At 70.8% G+C, this 20,356-nt stretch carries 20 protein-coding genes and 1 pseudogene; 13 read left to right on the top strand and 8 right to left on the bottom strand.

Going from position 1 to position 20,356, the window contains the following annotated elements; translation table 11 throughout:
• Positions 1 to 103 precede the first annotated feature (103 nt).
• The 5 genes from OHA17_RS17250 to OHA17_RS17230 all read left to right on the top strand — a co-directional run bounded on the left by OHA17_RS17250 (position 104) and on the right by OHA17_RS17230 (position 3,811).
• Positions 104 to 919, top strand: coding sequence for a phosphatase (locus OHA17_RS17250; RefSeq protein ID WP_406507362.1), 816 nt, complete (start codon positions 104 to 106; stop codon positions 917 to 919).
• Between the two features lie 128 nt (positions 920 to 1,047).
• Positions 1,048 to 1,257 carry a helix-turn-helix domain-containing protein gene (locus tag OHA17_RS17245; protein WP_159047648.1) on the top strand — a complete coding sequence of 70 codons (210 nt, stop codon included), beginning with the start codon at positions 1,048 to 1,050 and terminating at the stop codon, positions 1,255 to 1,257.
• Between the two features lie 121 nt (positions 1,258 to 1,378).
• On the top strand, positions 1,379 to 1,477 hold the full coding sequence (locus OHA17_RS17240; protein ID WP_003948845.1) for a 30S ribosomal protein bS22: 99 nt from the start codon (positions 1,379 to 1,381) through the stop codon (positions 1,475 to 1,477).
• Between the two features lie 181 nt (positions 1,478 to 1,658).
• Positions 1,659 to 2,741, top strand: a complete 1,083-nt coding sequence (locus OHA17_RS17235; protein ID WP_398875850.1) for an NAD-dependent epimerase/dehydratase family protein — start codon at positions 1,659 to 1,661, stop codon at positions 2,739 to 2,741.
• A 14-nt stretch (positions 2,742 to 2,755) separates the two neighbouring features.
• Positions 2,756 to 3,811 (top strand): lysophospholipid acyltransferase family protein, encoded by a 1,056-nt coding sequence (locus OHA17_RS17230; RefSeq protein ID WP_406507361.1) that lies wholly within the window; start codon positions 2,756 to 2,758, stop codon positions 3,809 to 3,811.
• Between the two features lie 106 nt (positions 3,812 to 3,917).
• On the opposite strand, the gene OHA17_RS17225 is transcribed toward OHA17_RS17230, so the two are convergent.
• The 3 genes from OHA17_RS17225 to OHA17_RS17215 all read right to left on the bottom strand — a co-directional run bounded on the left by OHA17_RS17225 (position 3,918) and on the right by OHA17_RS17215 (position 7,470).
• Positions 3,918 to 5,099 (bottom strand): DUF5667 domain-containing protein, encoded by a 1,182-nt coding sequence (locus OHA17_RS17225; protein WP_053724591.1) that lies wholly within the window; start codon positions 5,097 to 5,099, stop codon positions 3,918 to 3,920.
• Positions 5,100 to 5,359: 260 nt separating this feature from the next.
• Positions 5,360 to 6,148: an ECF subfamily RNA polymerase sigma factor, BldN family gene (locus OHA17_RS17220; protein ID WP_053724590.1), complete on the bottom strand. Its 789-nt coding sequence runs from the start codon at positions 6,146 to 6,148 to the stop codon at positions 5,360 to 5,362.
• Positions 6,149 to 6,519: 371 nt separating this feature from the next.
• Positions 6,520 to 7,470: an HAD family phosphatase gene (locus tag OHA17_RS17215; RefSeq protein ID WP_189968705.1), complete on the bottom strand. Its 951-nt coding sequence runs from the start codon at positions 7,468 to 7,470 to the stop codon at positions 6,520 to 6,522.
• A gap of 140 nt (positions 7,471 to 7,610) precedes the next feature.
• Between OHA17_RS17215 and OHA17_RS17210 the strand changes: the two genes are divergently transcribed.
• The 6 genes from OHA17_RS17210 (at position 7,611) to hemB (ending at position 14,702) form a co-directional block, all read left to right on the top strand.
• Positions 7,611 to 7,895, top strand: coding sequence for a glutaredoxin family protein (locus OHA17_RS17210; RefSeq protein WP_406507360.1), 285 nt, complete (start codon positions 7,611 to 7,613; stop codon positions 7,893 to 7,895).
• Between the two features lie 326 nt (positions 7,896 to 8,221).
• Positions 8,222 to 8,992, top strand: a complete 771-nt coding sequence (locus OHA17_RS17205) for a redox-sensing transcriptional repressor Rex (RefSeq protein ID WP_053724587.1) — start codon at positions 8,222 to 8,224, stop codon at positions 8,990 to 8,992.
• Positions 8,989 to 10,698 (top strand): glutamyl-tRNA reductase, encoded by a 1,710-nt coding sequence (locus OHA17_RS17200; protein ID WP_406507359.1) that lies wholly within the window; start codon positions 8,989 to 8,991, stop codon positions 10,696 to 10,698. Before OHA17_RS17205 ends, OHA17_RS17200 begins: the two co-directional genes overlap by 4 nt.
• A complete protein-coding gene (gene hemC / locus OHA17_RS17195) occupies positions 10,695 to 11,669 on the top strand; it encodes a hydroxymethylbilane synthase (protein WP_406507358.1) in 975 nt (324 codons plus the stop codon). The genes OHA17_RS17200 and hemC overlap by 4 nt, the downstream gene beginning before the upstream one ends.
• Entirely contained in the window at positions 11,666 to 13,312 is a 1,647-nt protein-coding gene (locus OHA17_RS17190) for a bifunctional uroporphyrinogen-III C-methyltransferase/uroporphyrinogen-III synthase (protein ID WP_053724584.1), read from the top strand. The genes hemC and OHA17_RS17190 overlap by 4 nt, the downstream gene beginning before the upstream one ends.
• A 400-nt stretch (positions 13,313 to 13,712) precedes the next feature.
• Positions 13,713 to 14,702, top strand: a complete 990-nt coding sequence (hemB, locus tag OHA17_RS17185) for a porphobilinogen synthase (protein WP_406507357.1) — start codon at positions 13,713 to 13,715, stop codon at positions 14,700 to 14,702.
• A gap of 37 nt (positions 14,703 to 14,739) precedes the next feature.
• On the opposite strand, the gene OHA17_RS17180 is transcribed toward hemB, so the two are convergent.
• From OHA17_RS17180 to OHA17_RS17160, 5 genes are all read right to left on the bottom strand, one after another.
• Positions 14,740 to 15,846 carry a hypothetical protein gene (locus OHA17_RS17180; RefSeq protein ID WP_406507356.1) on the bottom strand — a complete coding sequence of 369 codons (1,107 nt, stop codon included), beginning with the start codon at positions 15,844 to 15,846 and terminating at the stop codon, positions 14,740 to 14,742.
• Between the two features lie 101 nt (positions 15,847 to 15,947).
• Entirely contained in the window at positions 15,948 to 16,709 is a 762-nt protein-coding gene (locus OHA17_RS17175; RefSeq protein ID WP_406507355.1) for a DUF4253 domain-containing protein, read from the bottom strand.
• A gap of 74 nt (positions 16,710 to 16,783) precedes the next feature.
• A complete protein-coding gene (locus OHA17_RS17170) occupies positions 16,784 to 17,023 on the bottom strand; it encodes a DUF397 domain-containing protein (protein WP_406507354.1) in 240 nt (79 codons plus the stop codon).
• A 157-nt stretch (positions 17,024 to 17,180) separates the two neighbouring features.
• The gene (locus OHA17_RS17165) at positions 17,181 to 17,414 is read right to left on the bottom strand and encodes a DUF397 domain-containing protein (RefSeq protein ID WP_406507353.1); all 234 of its coding nucleotides are present in this window, start codon (positions 17,412 to 17,414) and stop codon (positions 17,181 to 17,183) included.
• Positions 17,411 to 18,223: a Scr1 family TA system antitoxin-like transcriptional regulator gene (locus OHA17_RS17160; RefSeq protein WP_406507352.1), complete on the bottom strand. Its 813-nt coding sequence runs from the start codon at positions 18,221 to 18,223 to the stop codon at positions 17,411 to 17,413. The genes OHA17_RS17165 and OHA17_RS17160 overlap by 4 nt, the downstream gene beginning before the upstream one ends.
• A gap of 112 nt (positions 18,224 to 18,335) precedes the next feature.
• Between OHA17_RS17160 and OHA17_RS17155 the strand changes: the two are divergent.
• A pseudogene (locus OHA17_RS17155) lies at positions 18,336 to 18,710 on the top strand (ATP-binding protein); the annotation flags it as partial.
• A gap of 359 nt (positions 18,711 to 19,069) precedes the next feature.
• The gene (locus OHA17_RS17150) at positions 19,070 to 20,335 is read left to right on the top strand and encodes a PLP-dependent aminotransferase family protein (protein WP_406507351.1); all 1,266 of its coding nucleotides are present in this window, start codon (positions 19,070 to 19,072) and stop codon (positions 20,333 to 20,335) included.
• Positions 20,336 to 20,356: the final 21 nt, after the last annotated feature.

Here is a 20,356-nt window from a genome sequence, read left to right as displayed (position 1 = left end):
GGGGGGGCGAGAGGCCCCTTCGCGGCCAGGTGGCGTTACGCCAACTGTGGGGCTCTGCGCCGAATTTGGCCCGCGCCCCACCCCCCTGCGGGAGCATCGTCGGGTGTTGAGCATCGGCGCGCTGCGGGCGCATCTTCTGGCGGCCAGGCTGGCCGGGCCTGTGGCCACCTCGCGGGAGGAGAGCCTGCGGAGCTATCGGCTGTTCGCGGCGCGGGATCCCCGGGTCACGCTCGGGCTCGACCCCGAATGGGGGTGGGGCGAGCGGGACTTGTTGCGGCTGATGGCGGACAAGTGCGGGGTGAGCGATGATCCGCGGCACGTCAGCGGGCCCGATGTCATCGATCCGGAGCGGACGCTGGCGGGGCTCGACGCCTTCGCGGTGCGGCTCGGGGAGGTGGCTTCGCGGCGCGGCGCGGTGCTGCTCGGGACCGGGCATCCGCACCGTCTGCTCGGGTTCTACGCCGCCCTGGCGGACGCTTTGTCGGCGGCGGGATGCCCTGTTCTCACCCCTGCGCAGGGTAGCTCTGTCGACATAACGACCCGGTTCGGGGTACGTACGTACAACCTTGACTACGTACGGGGAGTCGCGTTGGTGCGGGAACCCGGCGCGCGGGGAGCCGGGAGCGAGCCCGGCGCGCACACCCATTCGCCGCTCCCGGTTCGGGTCGCTTTGGGAGCCTCGGCGGGGGGTTCCGGACAGGTTCCCGAGCTGGTGATCGGAGATCACGGATGGGTCTGCGGGGCAGGTCAGCTGGGCATTGAGGCCGTCGGGCTCGCCGATACGGACGACCCCGCGCTGTTCGTCGGCGAGGCCGAGGGGCGGGTGGCCGTGGCCGTTCCGCTTGATGACGCTGTGCGGTCTGATTACTACCGGCCGCTTACTCGCTATGTACTCAATCGAGCGTGTCTGTCACAGTAGGCGGCCGATGGCAGCTCCTCTTCCCCACTCGCACCACCCGCCCCTAGTCTGGGGAGTGAGCGCACAGCGACGTTGAGTCACCGGAGGGGAAGCCGGTGCGCGTTGGGTGCGGAAGGTACAGGTGGGTCATGGCTGCAGACCAGAGGCCTCTCAACGAGGTCGTGTTCCTTACCGTGGCGGAGGTCGCCTCGGTGATGCGAGTGTCAAAGATGACCGTGTACCGCTTGGTGCACAGCGGTCATCTGCCCGCGATCCGGGTGGGCAGGTCCTTCCGGGTTCCGGAACAGGCAGTTCAGGAGTACCTCCGCGAGTCCTTTGTGGGGGTGGAGACGGCCTGAGGAGGGCTCCCCGCTCCCCTCGGATTACGTCCCTCACTCGGCGGCAGGTAGGCTAGGCCGACGTAGGTCGTGTGGGCCCAGACGCCCCGCACCGAGTGAGAAGAAGTGAGCGAGGGTAGTCGTGGGCTCTGTTATCAAGAAGCGGCGCAAGCGGATGGCCAAGAAGAAGCACCGCAAGCTGCTCAAGCGCACGCGCGTTCAGCGTCGCAACAAGAAGTAAGCGAGCGCTGTTCGTGAGATGGCAGCCCTCCCGCCGCATCGTCGGTGGGAGGGCTGCGGCGTATCCGGGCGCAGTTTCTCGGCCATGCGGGCGCACGGGGTCATCGCCGCGCAACATCCAGCCGCTACGGTGGCGCTCAGGGCGTTAGGGACGTACCGAAGGCCGAAGGAAGGCGCTGATCTTGGGGAAGGTCGTGCTCGTCACCGGAGTGGCCCGGCAGCTGGGCGGCCGTCTTGTGCGGCGGATCCAGCGGGATCCCGAGGTCGACCGGGTGATCGGGGTCGATGTGGTCCGGCCGGGGCACCGTCTGGGTGGTGCCGAATTCGTACAGGCGGACATCCGCCAGCCGGCGATAGCGAAGGTGCTCGCCGAGCACGAGGTGGACACCGTCGTGCACATGGATGTGACCGGGACGCCCCTGAGCTCGGGCGGCGGGCGGACCACGGTCAAGGAAACCAACGTCATCGGGACGATGCAGCTGCTCGGCGCCTGCCAGAAGTCGCCGACGGTCAAGCGGCTCGTCGTGAAGTCGAGTACGAGCGTGTACGGGTCCGCGCCGCGCGATCCCGCGGTGTTCACCGAGACGACGCCGCCGAAGTCGCTGCCCAGCGGGGGCTTCGCGAAGGACGCCGTCGAGGTCGAGGGGTATGTGCGCGGCTTCGCCCGGCGCCGGCCCGATGTGGCGGTCTGCGTGCTCCGCTTCGCGAACATCCTGGGGCCGAGCGCCGACTCGCCGCTCGCCGAGTACTTCTCGCTGCCGGTCCTTCCGACGGTGCTCGGCTATGACCCGCGGCTCCAGTTCGTCCACGAGGACGATGTGATCGACGTGCTGCGGATCGCGGCCGGCGAGCCGCGCCGCGGGACGCTCAACAGCGGGACCTTCAACGTGGCGGGGGAGGGCGTGCTGCTGCTCTCGCAGTGTTCGCGCCGGCTCGGGCGGCCCACGGTGCCGGTGCTCCTGCCGGCGGTCCGCTGGGTCGGCACCGCGCTCAGGACGGTCGGGGTGACCGACTTCTCGCCGGAGCAGATTCGTTTGCTCACGCACGGCCGGGTGGTCAGCACGGCCCAGATGCGCGAGACACTGGGCTACGAACCCAAGTACACGACCGCCGAGACGTTCGCCGACTTCGCCCGCAGCCGGGGGCCGGGGCTGCTGCCCCCGGAGTCGCTGGCCAGGGCCGTGGACCGGGTGGCGGGGCTGCCGTTCGCGCCCTTCCCCGGCGGGGCCCTCGCCGGGGCCACCACCCCTTCGAACGCGGAATGAGGAGCGCACCAACGATGGCGGACGCCAAGGTCATCCCGTTCGACGACGACCGCTCGCGCCAGAGCGCGCAGCGCACCGGCCGCAGGCGCCCGGTCCCGGGCCGCCGCAAGGCCGAGCCCGGGCCGCAGCCGCTCGCGGGAGCCGCCGCCCCGGTCAGTGCCCTGCCCGGGGCACAGGAGGCCGTGGAGCGGCCCTCCGGGGACCGCCCGGCGGACGGGCAGGAGCGGCGCGGCGGCTGGGACCGGCGCATCGCGGGCGGCCTGTCGTTCCTGCGGCGGCGGATCACCGGCGAATACGACGTCGACGAGTTCGGCTACGACAAGGAGCTCACCGACCAGGTCCTGATGTCGATCCTGCGGCCGTTCTACGACAAGTACTTCCGGGTGGAGGTGAAGGGCGTCGAGAACATCCCGGCCGAGGGCGGGGCGCTGGTCGTCGCCAACCACTCCGGGACGCTGCCGCTGGACGGGCTGATGATGCAGGTGGCCGTCCACGACCACCACCCGGCGGGGCGCCATCTGCGGCTGCTCGCGGCCGACCTGGTGTTCATGCTGCCGGTCGTCAACGAGCTGGCCCGCAAGGCCGGGCACACCCTGGCCTGTTCGGAGGATGCCCAGGCGCTGCTTGAGCGGGGCGAGGTCGTCGGGGTGATGCCGGAGGGGTTCAAGGGCATCGGCAAGCCGTTCGGCGAGAGGTACAAGCTGCAGCGCTTCGGGCGGGGCGGCTTCGTGTCGACCGCGCTGAAGGCGGGCACGCCCATCGTGCCGTGCTCGATCGTGGGGGCCGAGGAGATCTACCCGATGATCGGGAACTCCAAGACGCTGGCCCGCCTGCTCGGTTTCCCGTACTTCCCGATCACGCCGACGTTCCCGTGGCTGGGGCCTGCGGGTCTGGTGCCGCTGCCGACGAAGTGGACGATCCAGTTCGGCGAGCCGATCCCGACCGACGGGTATCCGCCGGAGGCCGCGGAGGATCCGATGCTGATGTTCAACCTCACCGACCAGGTGCGGGAGCAGATCCAGCACACGCTGTACAAGCTGCTCGTGCAGCGGCGGTCCGTGTTCTTCTGAGTTCGCGTGATCTTCTGAGTACGCGTTCTTCAGAGCCCGCCCGGAGTCGTACGCGTGGGAGGGGCTGGGAATACCCAGCCCCTCCCACGCGTACGTACGTGGACTTCTATTCCGCCTTGTCCGTGTCGATGCCCAGGCCCGGCAGCAGGCCCGGCAGGAGCGGGGGCAGGGTGACGTCCGGGACCGGGGGCTTGTTGGAGGACTTGCCGGACGGGGCGGGGACGATGCCGCCGCCCGTGCCCGGCTCGAACAGGCCGCCGGTGTTGCCGCCGAGCAGGCCCTCGTTGGACGGCGAACCGGAGGGCTGTGGCTTTCCGCCGGTGGCGGGGGCGCTGTGACCGGATCCGGGGGCCGAGGAGGGCGTGGACGGGCGGGCGGTGGCCGAGGTGCTGCCCGAGTGTGAGGAGCCCTGGCGGCCGTGGGTGGTGGACGACGTCTTGGGCAGCAGCGACTGCAGCGGCCCGACCTCCTGGTCTATGGCGGCGAAGACCGAGCTCACCTTGTTGCCGACGTCGGTCAGCTGGGCGGGCAGCTTGCCGCGCAGCTTGCTCCAGCTCTCGCGGTGGGCCTGGGCGAAGGAGTTGAGGGCGGCGATGGGGCCGATGGAACCGTCCTTCGCATAGGCCTGGTGCAGCAGGCGGTGGCCCTCGGAGGCGTCGTGCTCCATGCCGCTGAGGGCGCGCCGGACCTCACCGAGCTGTTCGTGGTCGAGGTCGCCCGCGCGGCCCCGCTCCATCAGGCGTCTCGCCTCGGAGAGCCGGGTCGAGGCCTGGTCGAGGTAGAGCTCGCCCCGGCTGGCGTCGTCGTCGGCCAGGTTGAGCTTGAGGTCCTCCATGCCGCGTTTCAGCCCGTACAGGGAATCACCGGGAAGGGCGTCGGAACTGGCAGCGGCCACGCCGCTGAACGCTCCCGCGGCCACACCGATGCTGAGTCCGCCCGCCGCAATGCCCTTGGACCAGCGGGAGCGGGGTCGCAATTTCCGGAGCGACGTCGCCCGGTGGGCGCCGCGGCCGGTCCGCTGCTCGGGCACCTGAGGGTCGACGGCACCGCCGCCGGCGAACATCCGCTCCATCTCGGCCATGAGCAGCGCCCGCTGCTCGACCTTGACCTGCGGGTCCATCTCCGGTTTCGGCAGTTCGCCGAGCCCACCCGCCAGGGTCAACAGCCTGCCGGTGTCGGCCTGTTCGGCCGGCCCGGTCTCGGGTGTCTCCTGGTCGGCCGCCGAGGCTTCTTCCAGGGCCTGGGCGAAGGCGTTCGCCCGCCGGTGCGCCGATACGTTCGCGATCACTGGCGGCACCTCCTCTCGTCATCACGGTCGACTCCCCAAGGGGCCTGGAAGGTTGCACGCCTTGACCACATCCACACGATCGAGTGAGCGGCTGTGGACATGGCGTGACCACAGGGAGCCTTCATCCCGCACAACGACGGACGCGGCACTTGGGTTACGGACGAAGGATGATCGGACCACAGCGGCATCGGTAGCTCACGGATGGTGAGTCGGACCCGCCTGCGGCGGGTCGGTGGGTGGCGTCCGGGCGGGCCGGGCGGTCAGCGGGCGTCGTCCGGGAGGAGCCGGGCGAGGGTGCGCACGGCCCGGTACTGGAGGGTCTTGATCGCGCCCTCGTTCTTGCCCATGACGCGGGCGGTCTCGGCGACCGAGAGGCCCTGGAGGAAGCGCAGGGTGACGCACTCCTGCTGTTGCGGATTGAGCTTGCGTACGGCTTCGAGCAGGGCGGCGTTGGAGAGCGACTCCAGGACGGAGTCCTCGGGGGAGCGCTCGACCTCGTTGGCGTCGAGCATTTCGCCGGTGGTCACTTCGAGCCGGAAACGGCTCGACTTGAAGTGGTCGGCGACCAGGTTGCGCGCGATCGTGACCAGCCAGGCGCCGAAGTCGCGGCCCTGCCAGGTGAAGGTGGAGATCCGGCGCAGGGCGCGCAGGAACGTCTCGCTGGTGAGGTCCTCGGCCGTCGCCTTGCCGCCGACGCGGTAGTAGATGTAGCGGTAGACGGTGTCGCTGTACTGGTCGTAGAGCCGTCCGAAGGCGTCGGCCTCGCCCGCTTGGGCGCGCTCGACGAGATCCATCATGCGGGCGCTGTCGCTGTCGGCGGTGGGCCGGCGGGCGGTGGGCGTCGCGGACGTGCCCGTGCTGCGGCCGCCGCTCCGTCTACCGACTGCGGCACCACCGTCGGCCAGGGCATAGCAGGGCCCGACGGGTGTTGCGGTGGCGAAGGCAGGGGCGCCGGCGTACGCGGTGGGGACGAATACGCGCAGGCGGTCGACGACCGCCCCGCGCAGCGTAGCCAGGCCCGAGGCGTCAACCCCGACGTGTGGGTACACGGGACTCCCAGAGGCAGAGCTTCCATCACGTGCAGTGCGGAACTGTTCACCCATCGTGGCGATGTGCGGGTTCCGGATTGCGTCTGAGGAGAATAACGCTTCGTACAGGGAGCGCTACACCCAGTTGCTAAAATCGTCGATTCCGTCGCTTCTGTTACGTCTATGCGTCGGTTCAAGTCGCACATAGTGAGCGGAAGTTGATCGGAATGCTTTCGGATCTGTCCGCGCTGGGGATCTGTTGTGCCCGGGTGTGGGCAACGGGGCTGGCGGGCCAAGGGGAATGGGGGCGAAACCCCCACAATCGAATATTCCGGCGGCTGACGCTGTGGGCGGCCGCCGGGGGCAGCCCGTTGACTGCGGACAGTCGCCGACTAGCGGCGGCGGCGGTGCAGGGCGACGGCGGCGGCCGTGCCGCCCGCGAGCGCGCCGACGCCGGCCGCGGCCGGGATGCCGACCTTCGCGGCCTTGCGCCCGGTGCGGTAGTCGCGCAGCCGCCACTCGCGCTCGCGGGCGTGCTTGCGGAGCTTGGCGTCCGGGTTGATGGCGTAGGGGTGGCCGACGAGCGAGAGCATCGGGATGTCGTTGTGCGAATCGCTGTACGCGGCGCAGCGGGTCAGGTCGAGCCCCTCGGCGGCGGCGAGCGCCCGGACGGCCTCGGCCTTGGCGGGCCCGTGCAGGGGCTCGCCCACCAGGCGGCCCGTATAAACGCCGTCCACGGACTCGGCGACCGTGCCCAGCGCGCCGGTCAGGCCGAGGCGGCGGGCGATGATCGTGGCGGTCTCGACCGGGGCGGCCGTCACCAGCCAGACCTTCTGGCCCGCGTCCAGGTGGGCCTGGGCGAGCGCGCGGGTGCCGGGCCAGATGCGGTCGGCCATGTACTCGTCGTAGATCTCCTCGCCGATGGACATCAGCTCGGAGACGCGGTGGCCCTTGACGATGGACAGCGCGCTGTCGCGGGCGTCCTGCATGTGCTCGGGGTCCTCGACGCCGGCGAGCCGGAACCAGGCCTGCTGCCAGGCGAACCGCGCGAGCTCGCGGCGCTGGAAGAACTTCCTCTTGTACAGGCCCCGGCCGAAGTGGAAGAGGGCGGCGCCCTGCATCACGGTGTTGTCGAGGTCGAAGAAGGCGGCGGCGAGGTCGTCCCCGACGACGGGGAACTCGGGCTCCGACGGAGTCTCGTCGGCTGTGGCCTGTGCCAGTTCCGCCAGCTCTGCCAGTTCCTGCGAGGACTTGCGGGCTGCCTCGGCTGCGGCCTCGCCGGCCAGCACGCTGCGTGCTGTCGCCGAGCGCCTACGAGGGGTGAGCCATCCCAGTGCGGCCATGCCGTGAGCATAGCCAGTTTGTTCGGAAGTTCCCGACTCGCCAGGGAGCGATGGCGTGAACTCTCCGAGGCCGTCGTGTTAAACGGACGATCCGGGCTTATGGGTCCCCGGGGCGGGTCAGGGGTTGGAGAATGGGAGGCATGAGTCCCTTGCTGCGACGTACGAAGAAGCCGGGCGGGAACCCTGCCGGCCGGGTGGTCACGCTGATCGGGAAGCCCGGTTGCCATCTCTGTGACGACGCCCAGGAGGTGATCGAGGCCGTGTGTGCCGAGACGGGTGCGTCCTGGGAGAAGAAGGACATCACCCAGGACGAGGCGCTGTACAAGGAGTACTGGGAGCAGATTCCGGTCGTGCTCGTCGATGGCGAGCAGCACACCTTCTGGCGCGTGGATCCCGTACGCCTCAGAGGCGCACTGACCGGTTGAACGCTGGCGCGCTCCGGGCCGTGGGCGGTTGAACAGCCAAATGATGGGGTTCGCGATAGTTGCGGTTACCATCATGGTCGTTTTGCTGTGGTTCGGGGGTATCGCTGTGAGGAGTGTGTGCGGCTTTGCCCCCTTCGGGTCCTGAACGGACTGAACCCGTCTGTGGTTCCGCGATTCCCTCCTCGGGTCGCGTGAGCCCGGTCACTTTGCTCGGACAAAGCGGACACCATCTTTGTGCACGCGTTCACAAAGACATAGCCTGCATCCGACGGGGCGGCCCTGGGACATGTGGCCGCCTGCAGCCCCGCTCATCCCGCAGGAGCACCGTGGCAACTGGCCGAACTCACCGACCGGCGACCCGAAGCCGAGGAATCCCCGAGGCCACCGTCGCCAGGCTTCCGCTGTATCTGCGTGCGCTCACCGGACTCTCGGAGCGCTCCGTGCCGACGGTCTCCTCGGAGGAGCTCGCGGCCGCCGCGGGGGTCAACTCCGCCAAGCTGCGCAAGGACTTCTCGTACCTCGGCTCGTACGGCACCCGGGGTGTCGGGTACGACGTCGAGTATCTCGTCTACCAGATCTCCCGGGAACTGGGCCTGACCCAGGACTGGCCGGTTGTCATCGTCGGTATCGGTAACCTCGGCGCCGCCCTCGCCAACTACGGCGGCTTCGCCTCGCGCGGTTTCCGGGTCGCGGCCCTGATAGACGCCGACCCCGCGATGGCCGGGAAGCCGGTGGCCGGGATGCCGGTGCAGCACACCGACGACCTGGAGAAGATCATCAGCGAGAACGGTGTTTCGATCGGGGTCATCGCGACCCCGGCGGGCGCCGCTCAGCAGGTCTGCGACCGCCTCGTCGCCGCCGGAGTGACCTCCATCCTCAACTTCGCGCCGACCGTCCTGTCGGTGCCCGAGGGCGTCGACGTGCGCAAGGTCGACCTCTCCATCGAGCTCCAGATCCTCGCCTTCCACGAGCAGCGCAAGGCCGGCGAGGAAGCCGCCGTCGCCGAGGCCGCAGCCGCCGTGGTGCCGCCGGTGCGCGCCGCGGGCAATGGCCGGAAGGGACCGGACGGGGACATGCCCGCCGTGATGCCGGCATGAGCCTCCTGGTCGTCGGCCTCAGCCACCGCAGCGCCCCCGTCAGCGTCCTGGAGCGGGCCTCCCTCTCCGCGGACGCGCAGGTCAAGCTGCTCCACGACACCCTCGCGGCCGAGCCCGCCGCCGAGGCCGCGGTGCTCGCCACCTGCAACCGCATCGAGCTGTACGCGGACGTGGACAAGTTCCACGCCGGCGTCGCCGAGCTCTCCACGCTGCTCGCCCAGCACAGCGGCGTCGGCCTCGAAGAGCTCACCCCTTATCTGTACGTGCACTACGAGGACCGGGCCGTCCACCACCTCTTCTCGGTGGCCTGCGGGCTCGACTCGATGGTCGTCGGCGAGGGCCAGATCCTCGGCCAGATCAAGGACACCCTCGCGCTCGGGCAGGAACTGCACACCGCCGGGCGGCTGTTGAACGACCTGTTCCAGCAGGCGCTGCGGGTCGGCAAGCGCGCCCACAGCGAGACCGGCATCGACCGGGCCGGGCAGTCGCTCGTCACCTTCGGCCTTGAGCAGCTCGCCGCCGGGGCGCCCGTCGAGGACTGGGCCAAGGGCAAGCGCGCGCTGGTCATCGGCGCCGGTTCCATGTCCTCCCTCGCCGCCGCGACCCTGGCCCGCACCGGCGTCGACGAGATCGTGGTCGCCAACCGGACGCACGCCCGCGCCGAGCGGCTCGTCGAGATCCTCGGCGAGGCGGGCACGGCCGCGCGCGCCGTCGCGATGGCCGATGTCGCACGGGAACTGACACGAGTCGACGTGGCCGTGTCCTGCACGGGTGCCACGGGCCTGGTGCTGACCGGCGAGGCCGTGGCCGACGCGCTCGGCCTGCCGCCGCTGGCCCCGGCCGCCGACCCCGCGACGGTCGCCCGCCTCTCGGGCACCGACCGCGCCGCTCTCGCCGAGGTCGCCGCCGCCGAGCGCGCCGGCCTGCTCGCGGACGGTACGAAGCCGGACGACGCTACGGATCAGGCCGAAGCCGTACGTTCCGAAGCCCCCGCGCCCGACGCCGCGGGCTGCCCGGTGGACCTGGCCGCGCTTGCCGACGCGGGCATCACCTTCGCCGGGCCCGGCGTGGACGCCCTGAACGCGAACCCGGCCGTCGACGTCAACTCCCTTGAACTGCACGGCAGTTGGGCCGAGCGGGCGGAGCGGCCGCAGGCCGGCGCCGGGCGCGGCGTCCCTGTACCGGCCGGGCCCGTGAAGCTGGCGCTGCTCGACCTCGCCATGCCGCGCGACATCGACGCCGCCGTGCACCGCATCCCCGGGGTGCGGCTCGTCGACATCGAGTCGCTCGCCGAGGCCTCCGCCGACGCGCCCATGGCCGCCGATGTGGACCAGGTCCGCTCGATCGTCTCCGACGAGGTGGCCGCGTTCGGCGCCGCCCAGCGGGCCGCGCACATCACGCCGACCGTCGTCGCGCTGCGCGCCATGGCCGCCGAGGTCGTGGCCGGCGAGGTCGCGCGCCTGGAGGGCCGGCTCCCCGACCTCGACGACAAGCAGCGCTCCGAGGTCACCCAGACCGTGCGCCGCGTCGTCGACAAGCTTCTGCACGCGCCGACCGTGCGGATCAAGCAGCTCGCCGCCGAACCCGGTGGCGCTGGGTACGCGGACGCGCTGCGGACTCTCTTCGACCTCGACCCGGAGACGGTGGCCGCCGTCTCCAGGGCCGATCTGAACGACGCCGATGTCAAGAACCGAGGGCGGTCATGACCGAGAAAGCACTGAGACTCGGGACCAGGCGCAGCAAGCTCGCCATGGCCCAGTCCGGCCATGTGGCCGACGCCGTACGGCAGTTGACCGGGCGCCCCGTCGAGCTGGTGGAGATCACCACGTACGGCGACACCTCGCGTGAGCACCTCGCGCAGATCGGCGGCACCGGTGTGTTCGTCGTGGCGCTGCGCGATGCGCTGCTGCGCGGCGAGGTCGACTTCGCGGTGCACTCCCTGAAGGACCTGCCCACCGCCGAGCACCCCGACCTGGTGCTCGCGGCGATCCCGGTCCGCGAGGACCCGCGCGACGTGCTGGTCGCCCGCGACGGCCTGACCTTCGACCAGCTGACCGCGCCGTCCCCGAAGGGGGCTGCCCGCATCGGCACCGGTTCGCCGCGGCGGATGGCGCAGCTCAACGCGTACGCCCGCAGCCACGGCCGCACCATCGAGTGCGTGCCGATCCGCGGCAACATCGACACCCGCGTCGGTTACGTCACCAAGGGCGAGCTCGACGCGGTGGTCCTGGCCGCCGCCGGACTCAACCGCATCGGACGCTCCGACGTGGTGACCGAGTTCCTGTCGGTCGACACTGTTTTGCCCGCCCCCGGCCAGGGGGCCCTGGCGATCGAGTGCACGGCGGCCAACGCCGACCTCGCCGCCGCGCTCGCCGAGCTCGACGACCCGTTCACGCGGGCCGCCGTGACCGCCGAGCGGTCCCTGCTCGCCGCCCTGGAGGCCGGCTGCAGCGCACCTGTGGGTGCGTTGGCCGACCTTCTGGCCGACGGGCAGATTGTTCATGAGATGCGCCTGCGCGGAGTCGTCGGTACCACCGACGGTTCTTCGCTGGTGCAGCTGTCCACCACCGGTCCCGTACCCACGTCGCACGACGAAGCGATGGCCCTCGGACGCGAACTCGCGGACGAGATGCTCGCCAAGGGTGCGGCCGGTCTTATGGGGGAGCGAGCACTTTGAGCCCCACCACCAACCCCACCGCCGCCGGAAACGTCACCTTCCTCGGTGCCGGTCCCGGAGACCCCGGACTTCTGACGCTGCGCGCCGTGGAGGCGCTGGCTTCGGCCGACGTCCTGATCGCCGAGCCCGCTGTGCTCGACGTTGTTCGCGCGCATGCGCGGGCAGGTGTGGACACACCTCAGCTGACGGTAGTGGACGAGGCGTCAACAACCGCCGGGATCCCGGTGTTGAGGGACGCCGCCAATCTTGTCATGGAGGCCGCGCGCTCCGGCAGGCGGGTCGTCCGTGCGGTCTCCGGCGACCCGGGCCTCGACGGCGACGCGGCCGGCGAGATGCTGGCCTGCGCCACCGAGGGCATCCCCTTCGAGGTGGTGCCGGGCGTGGCCGCCGCGGTCGGCGTGCCCGCGTACGCCGGTGTTCCGCTGAGCGGGGCCGGCGGCGCCGACGTCCGCTTCGTCGACGCCCGTACCGCCTCCGAGCGGTGCTGGACCGAGGTCGGCGCGAGCGACGGCACGGTGGTGGTGTCGACGACGCTTGAGACCGTCGCGGCCGCGGCCGGCGAGCTGGTCTCCGCGGGCCGCAAGCCCGACACCCCGATGACCGTGACGATCGCGGGCACCACCACGCGCCAGCGGACCTGGTCCGCGACGCTCGGCTCGGTCGCCCAGGTGCTCAAGCAGGCGAAGGTGCTGCCCTCGCCGGACGGGCACCAGGCCGTCATAGCCGTGGTCGGCGAGCGCAGTGCCCCTGCTCAGCGCGACCAGCTGTCGTGGTTCGAGTCCAAGCCGCTGTTCGGCTGGCGCGTACTCGTACCGCGTACGAAGGAGCAGGCCGCCTCGCTCTCCGACCAGCTCAGGTCGTACGGAGCCGTGCCGCACGAGGTGCCGACGATCGCCGTCGAACCGCCGCGCACGCCCCAGCAGATGGAGCGCGCGGTCAAGGGCCTGGTGACGGGCCGCTACGAGTGGATCGCGTTCACCTCGGTCAACGCGGTCAAGGCCGTTCGCGAAAAGTTCGAGGAGTACGGTCTCGACGCGCGCGCGTTCGCGGGGATCAAGGTCGCCGCGGTCGGCGAGCAGACCGCCGCCTCGCTCGTGGAGTTCGGCGTGAAGCCGGACCTGGTACCGAGCGGCGAGCAGTCCGCGGCCGGCCTTCTTGAGGACTGGCCGCCCTACGACCCGGTCTTCGACCCGATCGACCGCGTCTTCCTGCCGCGCGCCGACATCGCCACCGAGACGCTGGTGGCGGGCCTGATCGAGCTCGGCTGGGAGGTCGACGACGTCACGGCCTACCGGACCGTGCGCGCCTCGCCGCCCCCGGCGGACACCCGCGAGGCGATCAAGGGCGGCGGCTTCGACGCCGTTCTCTTCACGTCCTCTTCTACGGTGCGGAACCTCGTCGGCATCGCGGGCAAGCCGCACAACGTGACCGTGATCGCGTGTATCGGCCCCGCCACTGCCAAGACGGCGGAGGAGCACGGGCTGCGGGTGGACGTGATGGCTCCGGAGCCGTCGGTCCACAAGCTGGCCCAGGCCCTGGCGGACTTCGGGGCGGCGCGGCGCGATGCGGCGGTGTCCGCGGGCGAGCACGTGACCCGGCCGAGCGAGCGCCGACCCGGCGCGCGCCGCCGCCGCACGACGTAACCCGGGGTGGGGCGGGCCTCCCTGGGGCTCCGCCCAAGACCCCGGGGGTTCGCCCACCCGCCCACCCGTTGCGCAGGGTTGGAGCCCGGCTCCTGGGGCTCCGCCCCAGACCCCTTTGGCCCCACCCCGCCCCTTCCCGAAACCCGCCGGGGGTGGGGACTGGTTGTGTAGTCGATCGGCTGCGGGCCGTGGGTGGCTGGTCGCGCAGTTCCCCGCGCCCCTAGCAGGGTTGGTGCTGGCCAGTACTGGCATCTTCAGCCTGTCCGGCGTTTGAGGACGAGCGCCCTTAAGGCGCGAACGGGGTCTGGGGCGGAGCCCCAGGAGTCCTTCACCCCCGGAGGGTCTCGGGAAGGGGCGGGGCGGGGAAGACCCCCCTCCCCGGCGGCGTAGCGTGTACCGCATGACTGTGTACGGATCCTTCCCCGGGGCCCGGCCCCGTCGGCTGCGCACCACCCCCGCCATGCGCCGCATGGTCGCCGAGACCCGGCTGCACCCCGCCGACCTCATCCTCCCCGCGTTCGTGCGGGAGGGCATCGCCGAGCCCGTTCCGATCCAGGCCATGCCGGGCGTCGTGCAGCACTCGCTCGACACCCTGCGCAAGGCCGCCGTCGAGGCCGTGTCCGCCGGGGTCGCCGGGATCATGCTCTTCGGGGTGCCGGAGGACGAGAAGAAGGACGCCGCTGGGACCGCCGGGACCGACCCCGACGGGATCCTCCAGGTCGCCATCCGCGCCGTGAAGGAAGAGGTCGGCGACGAGCTCGTCATCATGTCCGACCTCTGCCTCGACGAGTACACGGACCACGGCCACTGCGGCGTCCTCGACGAGGACGGGCGCGTCGACAACGACGCCACCCTTGAGCGCTACGCCGAGATGGCCCAGGTCCAGGCCGACGCCGGGGTCCACGTCGTCGGGCCTTCCGGGATGATGGACGGCCAAGTCGGCGTCATCCGGGACGCGTTGGACCAGACCGGGCACGAAGACGTGTCCATCCTGGCCTACACGGCCAAGTACTCCTCCGCCTTCTACGGGCCCTTCCGTGAGGCCGTCGGGTCCTCCCTGCGCGGGGACCGCAAGACCTACCAGCAGGACCCCGCCAACACCCGTGAATCCATGCGGGAGTTGGCGCTGGACCTCGACGAGGGTGCCGACATGGTCATGGTCAAGCCCGCCGGGCCCTACCTCGACATCCTCGCCAAGGTCGCCGAGTCGGTGGACGTGCCGGTCGCGGCGTACCAGATCAGCGGCGAGTACGCGATGATCGAGGCCGCTGCCGAGAAGGGCTGGATCGAGCGCGACCGGGCGATCCTGGAGACCCTCACCGGCATCAAGCGCGCCGGCGCCCACATGATCCTCACGTACTGGGCGACCGAGGTGGCCAAGGGTCTGTAACCCGCGAGGGTTCCAAGTTCCTTGGTTTCAACTCCCTTTACGGCTGCGGCAGTTGACGGGCCGCAGTCAGCGCGCCCAGCACCAGCGGCATGGACTCCCTGGCGGCGGCCACGTACACCGGTGTGTCGCCGTCCTGGCATTCAAGGACCAGGCATGTGTTGTCCACGTCGAGGCCCTTGGGGTCCGTCCGGTACGGCGGGCGGACCCTCAGCGGCTCCAGCGTGGCGGGTACGACCTTGGGGTGGATCCGGTAGTTCGGGTCGGGAATGATCGACAGGCCGTCGGCGGCGGCTATCAGGTAGCCGCCGCCCAGAGCGCCTCCGTACGGGACGTCGCCGCGCACGATCCCGGGGAAGACGGCCTCCTCGTCGGGGACGACCGACGCGATCGTGATCGTGTCCGTGGTCTTGCGTGCGTTCGCGCGGTGGAGCCCTACGGCAGTGAGCGCGCAGGCTGTCACGGCGACCGCCCCCACCACCCCGTACGCCAGCAGCGCCACCCGCCAGCCGTGGGTGAACCACGGGAGCAGACCGCCCGCCAGGCCGAGGACGGTCGTGCCCATGATCAGGACCCCCGGCTGCCACGGGTACCGCAGCCGGGTCGTGGCGTAGCCCCGGGCCCACCAGAGGCCGATCAGGATCAGGCCCAGGCCTGCCGTCCCCAGGGCCAGGCCCCAGGCCAGGAAGAGCCGGTAGGCGCCGCGCGGGTCTGCGGCCGTGTACCAGCGGGCGTTCGCCCAGTCGATGTACCGGACCGAGCCCTCCCAGTACGTGACGCCGATCCGCTTCCCGGCCAGCCCGTCGAACGTGTACCGCTCGCCCCCCTTGAAGTAGAGCGTGGGCGTGTTGCCCTCGGCCGTCTTCACGTACATCCAGTGAGCGTGCGCCTTGCCGTTCTTCTCCCTGGTGCGCTCGATCACCGCCGGTACGGAGTGCAGGCAGTCGGTGGCGACAGCCCCGGGCGCGCAGTCCTTGGCCGCCCGGAACGCCCGCTCCGTGTCCAGCCGTTCCGGCATCGGTACGAGCAGCAGCCAGATCATGACCAGGATCAGGGCCGTACCGATGGCCGTCGTGCTGATGACCACCGCGCGGTTCTTGGGCAGCGAAGGCGCGGTCGGGGCGGCCTTCGCCCGTCTTTCGTTCATGCGCTCATGATGCTCCTCGGATGATCGATCATTGTGCTAAGGGTGTGTTAAAGCGCCGGCCGGGGGCCTGCTCTGGGTGCTGCCTCGGATGCTGTCCCGAGTCAGTCCCACAGGAAGGTCCAACTCCGCTTGTCCGGAAGGGAGTTGGCGTACTCGTGCAGGTCCGTCTCTATCGTGTCCGGGCAGAACGCGAAGTGCTCTGCCGCCAGCACCAGGGCCTCGTCCTCGGTGGCGGGCGGGGCCGCGACCGAGACCGTGAGGCGGTCGGGCATCAGGCCCACCACCCTTGCCCCGAACCTGTCCTCCCACGAGCGCAGCACCGCGCACAGGCGTGCCACATCGAGCTCGTGGCTCAGTGCGCCGCGCCACCCGATGGCCGCCGGGATGTCGGCGCTGCGGCGGGCCGGGACCAGGGCGATCCGGGCCCCCTTCAGATGGCCCTCGCCTATCGCCGCCCCGGCGATTTCGGCGGCCCTGCGGTCCGGGTCCTCCTTGAGCGCGGAGGCCTCCGCCAGGCCGGGCCACTCCTCGGCGTCGTAGCCCAGCTCCTCCTCGGCGTACGTCTCCCAGTACTCGGCCAGCACGTCCTCGGCGTCGTGGTCGCCCGGGTACGAGGCCTCGCCCGGGGCCAGCTCCCAGTCCGCCAACTCCTGTATTCCGCCCAGCAGTACGGGGTGGAGGCCACTTGCCCTGCGGGCCGGCGCCAGGCGTGCCCAGTCCTCCGGGCCGGCCGGTTCATCCGCGTACCAGAGCAGCGGCTCGGCCGCCGGGCCGATCAGCCTGCCCGGAGGCAGGGCTAGGCCCAGCGCCGTACCGGTCGGGTCGTCCGTCAACTGCGGGAGCGGATTCGCAAGCATCGCCATGCCCCGAATGTAGATCCCGCCACTGACAACGGCCCTGGCCCAGGATTCGGGGTTCTGAGTTCCGGGCTCGGAGCTCAGAGTTCCGCTACGAAGTCCTGCCAGGTGGTGGGGTTCAGGGTGAGGGTGGGGCCCTCGGGGGCCTTCGAGTCACGGACGTGGATGTGGATGGCGGAGGGGTGGGTCGCCACCTCGACGCATTCGCCGCCGTCGCTTCCGCTGTAGCTCGATTTCTGCCAGACGCAGGCGGCCTCAAGGCAGTTGCCGCCCTGTTCGGTGCTGTAGCTCGACTTGAACCACGTAGGCGCGATGCTCATTGCTCTCCCAAGAGTTCCGCGGGACGTGATGGCATTCGACTCCGGGCCGTCTGTGGCTGGTCGCGCAGTTCCCCGCGCCACTTAAGGGCGCTGTGCCGCACCGGGCTTCGCAAGCCCGCTTAGCGGTTTGCCCAACGGGGCCTTGCCAGCCCGGAGTTCAGAGCTGTGCTACAAAGCCCTGCCATGTGGTGGGGCTCACGGTGAAGCTGGGTCCCTCCGGGTTCTTGGAGTCGCGGACGTGGACGGCGGACGCATGGGTTGCCACCTCCACGCATTCGCTGCCTTCGCTTCCGCTGTAGCTCGACTTGCGCCAGACGCACGCGACTTCGAGACACTCGCCGCCCTCGTCGCTGCTGTAGCTGGACTTGAACCACTCCAGTGCGTCGCTCATAGCTCTCCTAGCAGCCGGTCCAACAGGCCCATCGACTCTTCGGTGTTGAGGGCCTGTGTTCGCAGCATCGCATACTTGCGCGCCAGGATGCTTACCTCGTCAGGGTCGGCCACGAACTGGCTGCCCCGCTGAGTCTCGGTGTACGCGAGGTGCTGGAGTTCAGGGGTTTCCAGCAGGATGAAGGGCCCCGCCAATGCCGCATGAGTTTCGCGTCCGAGCGGCATGATCTGGAGGGCTAGGCCGGGGAGGCGGGCGCACTCAAGGAGATGGCGGAGCATCCCCTTGTACACGGCGTGCCCGCCCAGCCGGTCGCGAATGATCGCCTCCGAGAGGACGAAGCTCAGCGACGGCGGCACCTTGCGGTGCAGTATGTCTTGGCGGTCGAGGCGGGCGCCGACCTGGAAGGTGATCTCGTCCTCGCTGAAGGACGGGACGCGGCAGCGGAACACCGCCCGGGCATACTCCTCGTTCTGGAGCAGGCCCGGAAGCACCTGGTTCGCGTAGAAGCTGAGCGCGATGGCCCGCTGCTCCTCGTCCATGTACTGCTCCGCCCACAGCGGATACCGGTCCACCTCCGGCATGTTCTCGACCGCCGCCATCAGCGCGCCCTTGGTGTCCAGCAACGCATCCAATTCGCGGGCGAGTTCGGGCTTCAGGACCCGCCGCCCCTGCTCGATCGAGGCGATCGTTTCCGCGTCTGCGCACACCAGCTCGGCGAGCGCTCGCTGGGTGTAGCCCGCGGCTCGCCTGAAGCAGGCGAGCTGGGCGCCCACCATGCGCATCGCCGATGTGTTCTTCCTGGGGTGCATAACCCCCAACTCCCCATCAGCAAAGGCGTGTCATGCGTATCGGACCCGTACAAAATTCTTGTACGGGTCCCAGCCCTCCAGCCGGAGGCCTCCGCTCCGAAACGCTCCCCCCATGACCGACAACGAAATGCGGCAGCGTTTCTACCCCCGCTGCCGCCAATCCGTCCCCGCCGCAAGGAACTTCGCCTCGGCGGCCGTCGCCGACTGGGGGTTCTTTCACCGCATCGACGACGTGCTGCTCTGCGTCAGCGAGCTCGCCACCAACGCGTTGCTGCACGGGGTGCCTGCGGGGCGGGGGCTGCTGCTGCGGCTGAGACTTCGTGAAGGGGCCGTACTGCGGGTCGAGGTGCACGACAGTGGGGGCGGGGTGCCCCAGGTTGCGGACGTGGCCGACGAGGGCGGGCGGGGGCTTCTGCTCGTGGATGCGATGGCCGACAAGTGGGGCGTGGGGGAGCGGGACCAGGGGAAGGTGGTCTGGTGCGAGTTCGTCTGCCCGGACGGCGGGGAGGGCGGGGGCTGTGGCAGTGGGTCGGGTGGTGCCTCGGGACGTGGCTCGGAGAGCGGCCATTGCGGTGGCGCGGACAGCGCCGCCGCCTGTGGCCCGAACATCGCAGCAGGTCGCGGTCCTTACGCCCGCCCGTGAGCCCTCCCGCACAGCGGTCCAGCCGGTGGCCCGGTCGGCGGAGCACGCCGCGGCCCGTACGCCCCGTACGACCTCCCAGACCGCCACCCCCCACCCCGCCCCTCCCGCGCCCGCCCGGATCGTGGAATGGCCTGATCGCGGTGGCCGGGCGCTGCATAGGGTGCGGGTACTTGGACGTCCGAGCAACTGACAGGAGTCGCCCCATGCCCGCCTCCTCATCGGCAGCCGCAGAGCTGGCCGGAGCCGCCGAACCGGCCGGAGCCGCAAAGCCGAACGGAGCCGCAGAGGCCGCCGCCGTGCCCGTGCTCGCCGCGCGGGCCGCGTCCGTCGGGTCCTCGCCCGTGCGGGAGATCCTCGCGCTGACCGCCCGGCCCGAGGTGATCTCGTTCGCGGGCGGGCTCCCCGCGCCCGAGCTGTTCGACCGCGAGGGCATGGCCGCCGCCTTCCGTGCCGTGATGGAGGGGGAGGCGGCGACCGCTCTGCAGTACTCGACCACCGAGGGCAGCCCGGCGCTGCGGGCCGCGACGGCCGCCCGGCTCAGCGCGCGCGGGCTCGCCACCGGCGCCGACGACCTGCTGATAACCACAGGCTCGCAGCAGGGCCTCACCCTCCTCGCCGCCGCTCTGATCGAACCCGGCGATGTGGTGCTCGTGGAAGATCCTTGCTACCTCGCCGCGTTGCAGGTGTTCGGCTTCGCGGGTGCCCGCGTCATCGCCGTGCCCTGCGACGGCGACGGGCCCGACCCCGCCGCCCTCGATGAACTCGTCGCGCGCGAGCGGCCCAAGCTCTTCTACTGCGTGCCCACCTTCCAGAACCCCACCGGCCGCACCATGACCGCCGAGCGGCGTCGCGCGGTCGCCGACGTGGCCGTGCGGCGCGGGCTGTGGATCGTCGAGGACGACCCGTACGGCGAGCTGCGCTACGAGGGCGAGCACGTGCCGTGGATCTCGTCGTACGAGGACGCCGCCGACCGGACCGTGCTGCTCAGCAGCTACTCGAAGATCATGGCGCCGGGGCTTCGCCTCGGCTGGGTGCGGGCGCCCCGCGCGCTGCTGCGGGCCTGTGTGATCGCCAAGCAGGCCTCGGACCTGCACACCCCGACCGTCAACCAGCTCGCCGCCGCCCGCTACCTCGCCGACCGCGACCTGGACGCCCACGTCGCCAAGGTCCGCGCCGCCTACGGCGAGCGCCGCGACGCCATGCTCGCGGGCCTCCCCGACGCGCTGCCCGAGGGCTCCACCTGGAACCGGCCCGAGGGCGGCATGTTCCTGTGGGCCCGCCTCCCGGAGGGGAGCGACGCAACTGCCTTGCTGCGTACGGTGGTTGAGCATGACGTCGCTTACGTTCCCGGCGCGCCCTTCTTCGCGGGCGTGCCGGACGCCGCCGCGCTGCGGCTGTGCTTCGTGACCTCCGCCCCGGACGAGATCCGGGAAGGGCTCGGGCGGCTCGGGCGTGCCCTCAAGGGTTGAACTTGCGTTGAGGCGCACCTC

The sequence above is a fragment of the Streptomyces sp. NBC_00212 genome (assembly GCF_045206365.1).
GTDB lineage: Bacteria > Actinomycetota > Actinomycetes > Streptomycetales > Streptomycetaceae > Streptomyces.
This window is presented reverse-complemented; position numbering and strand designations above follow the sequence as displayed.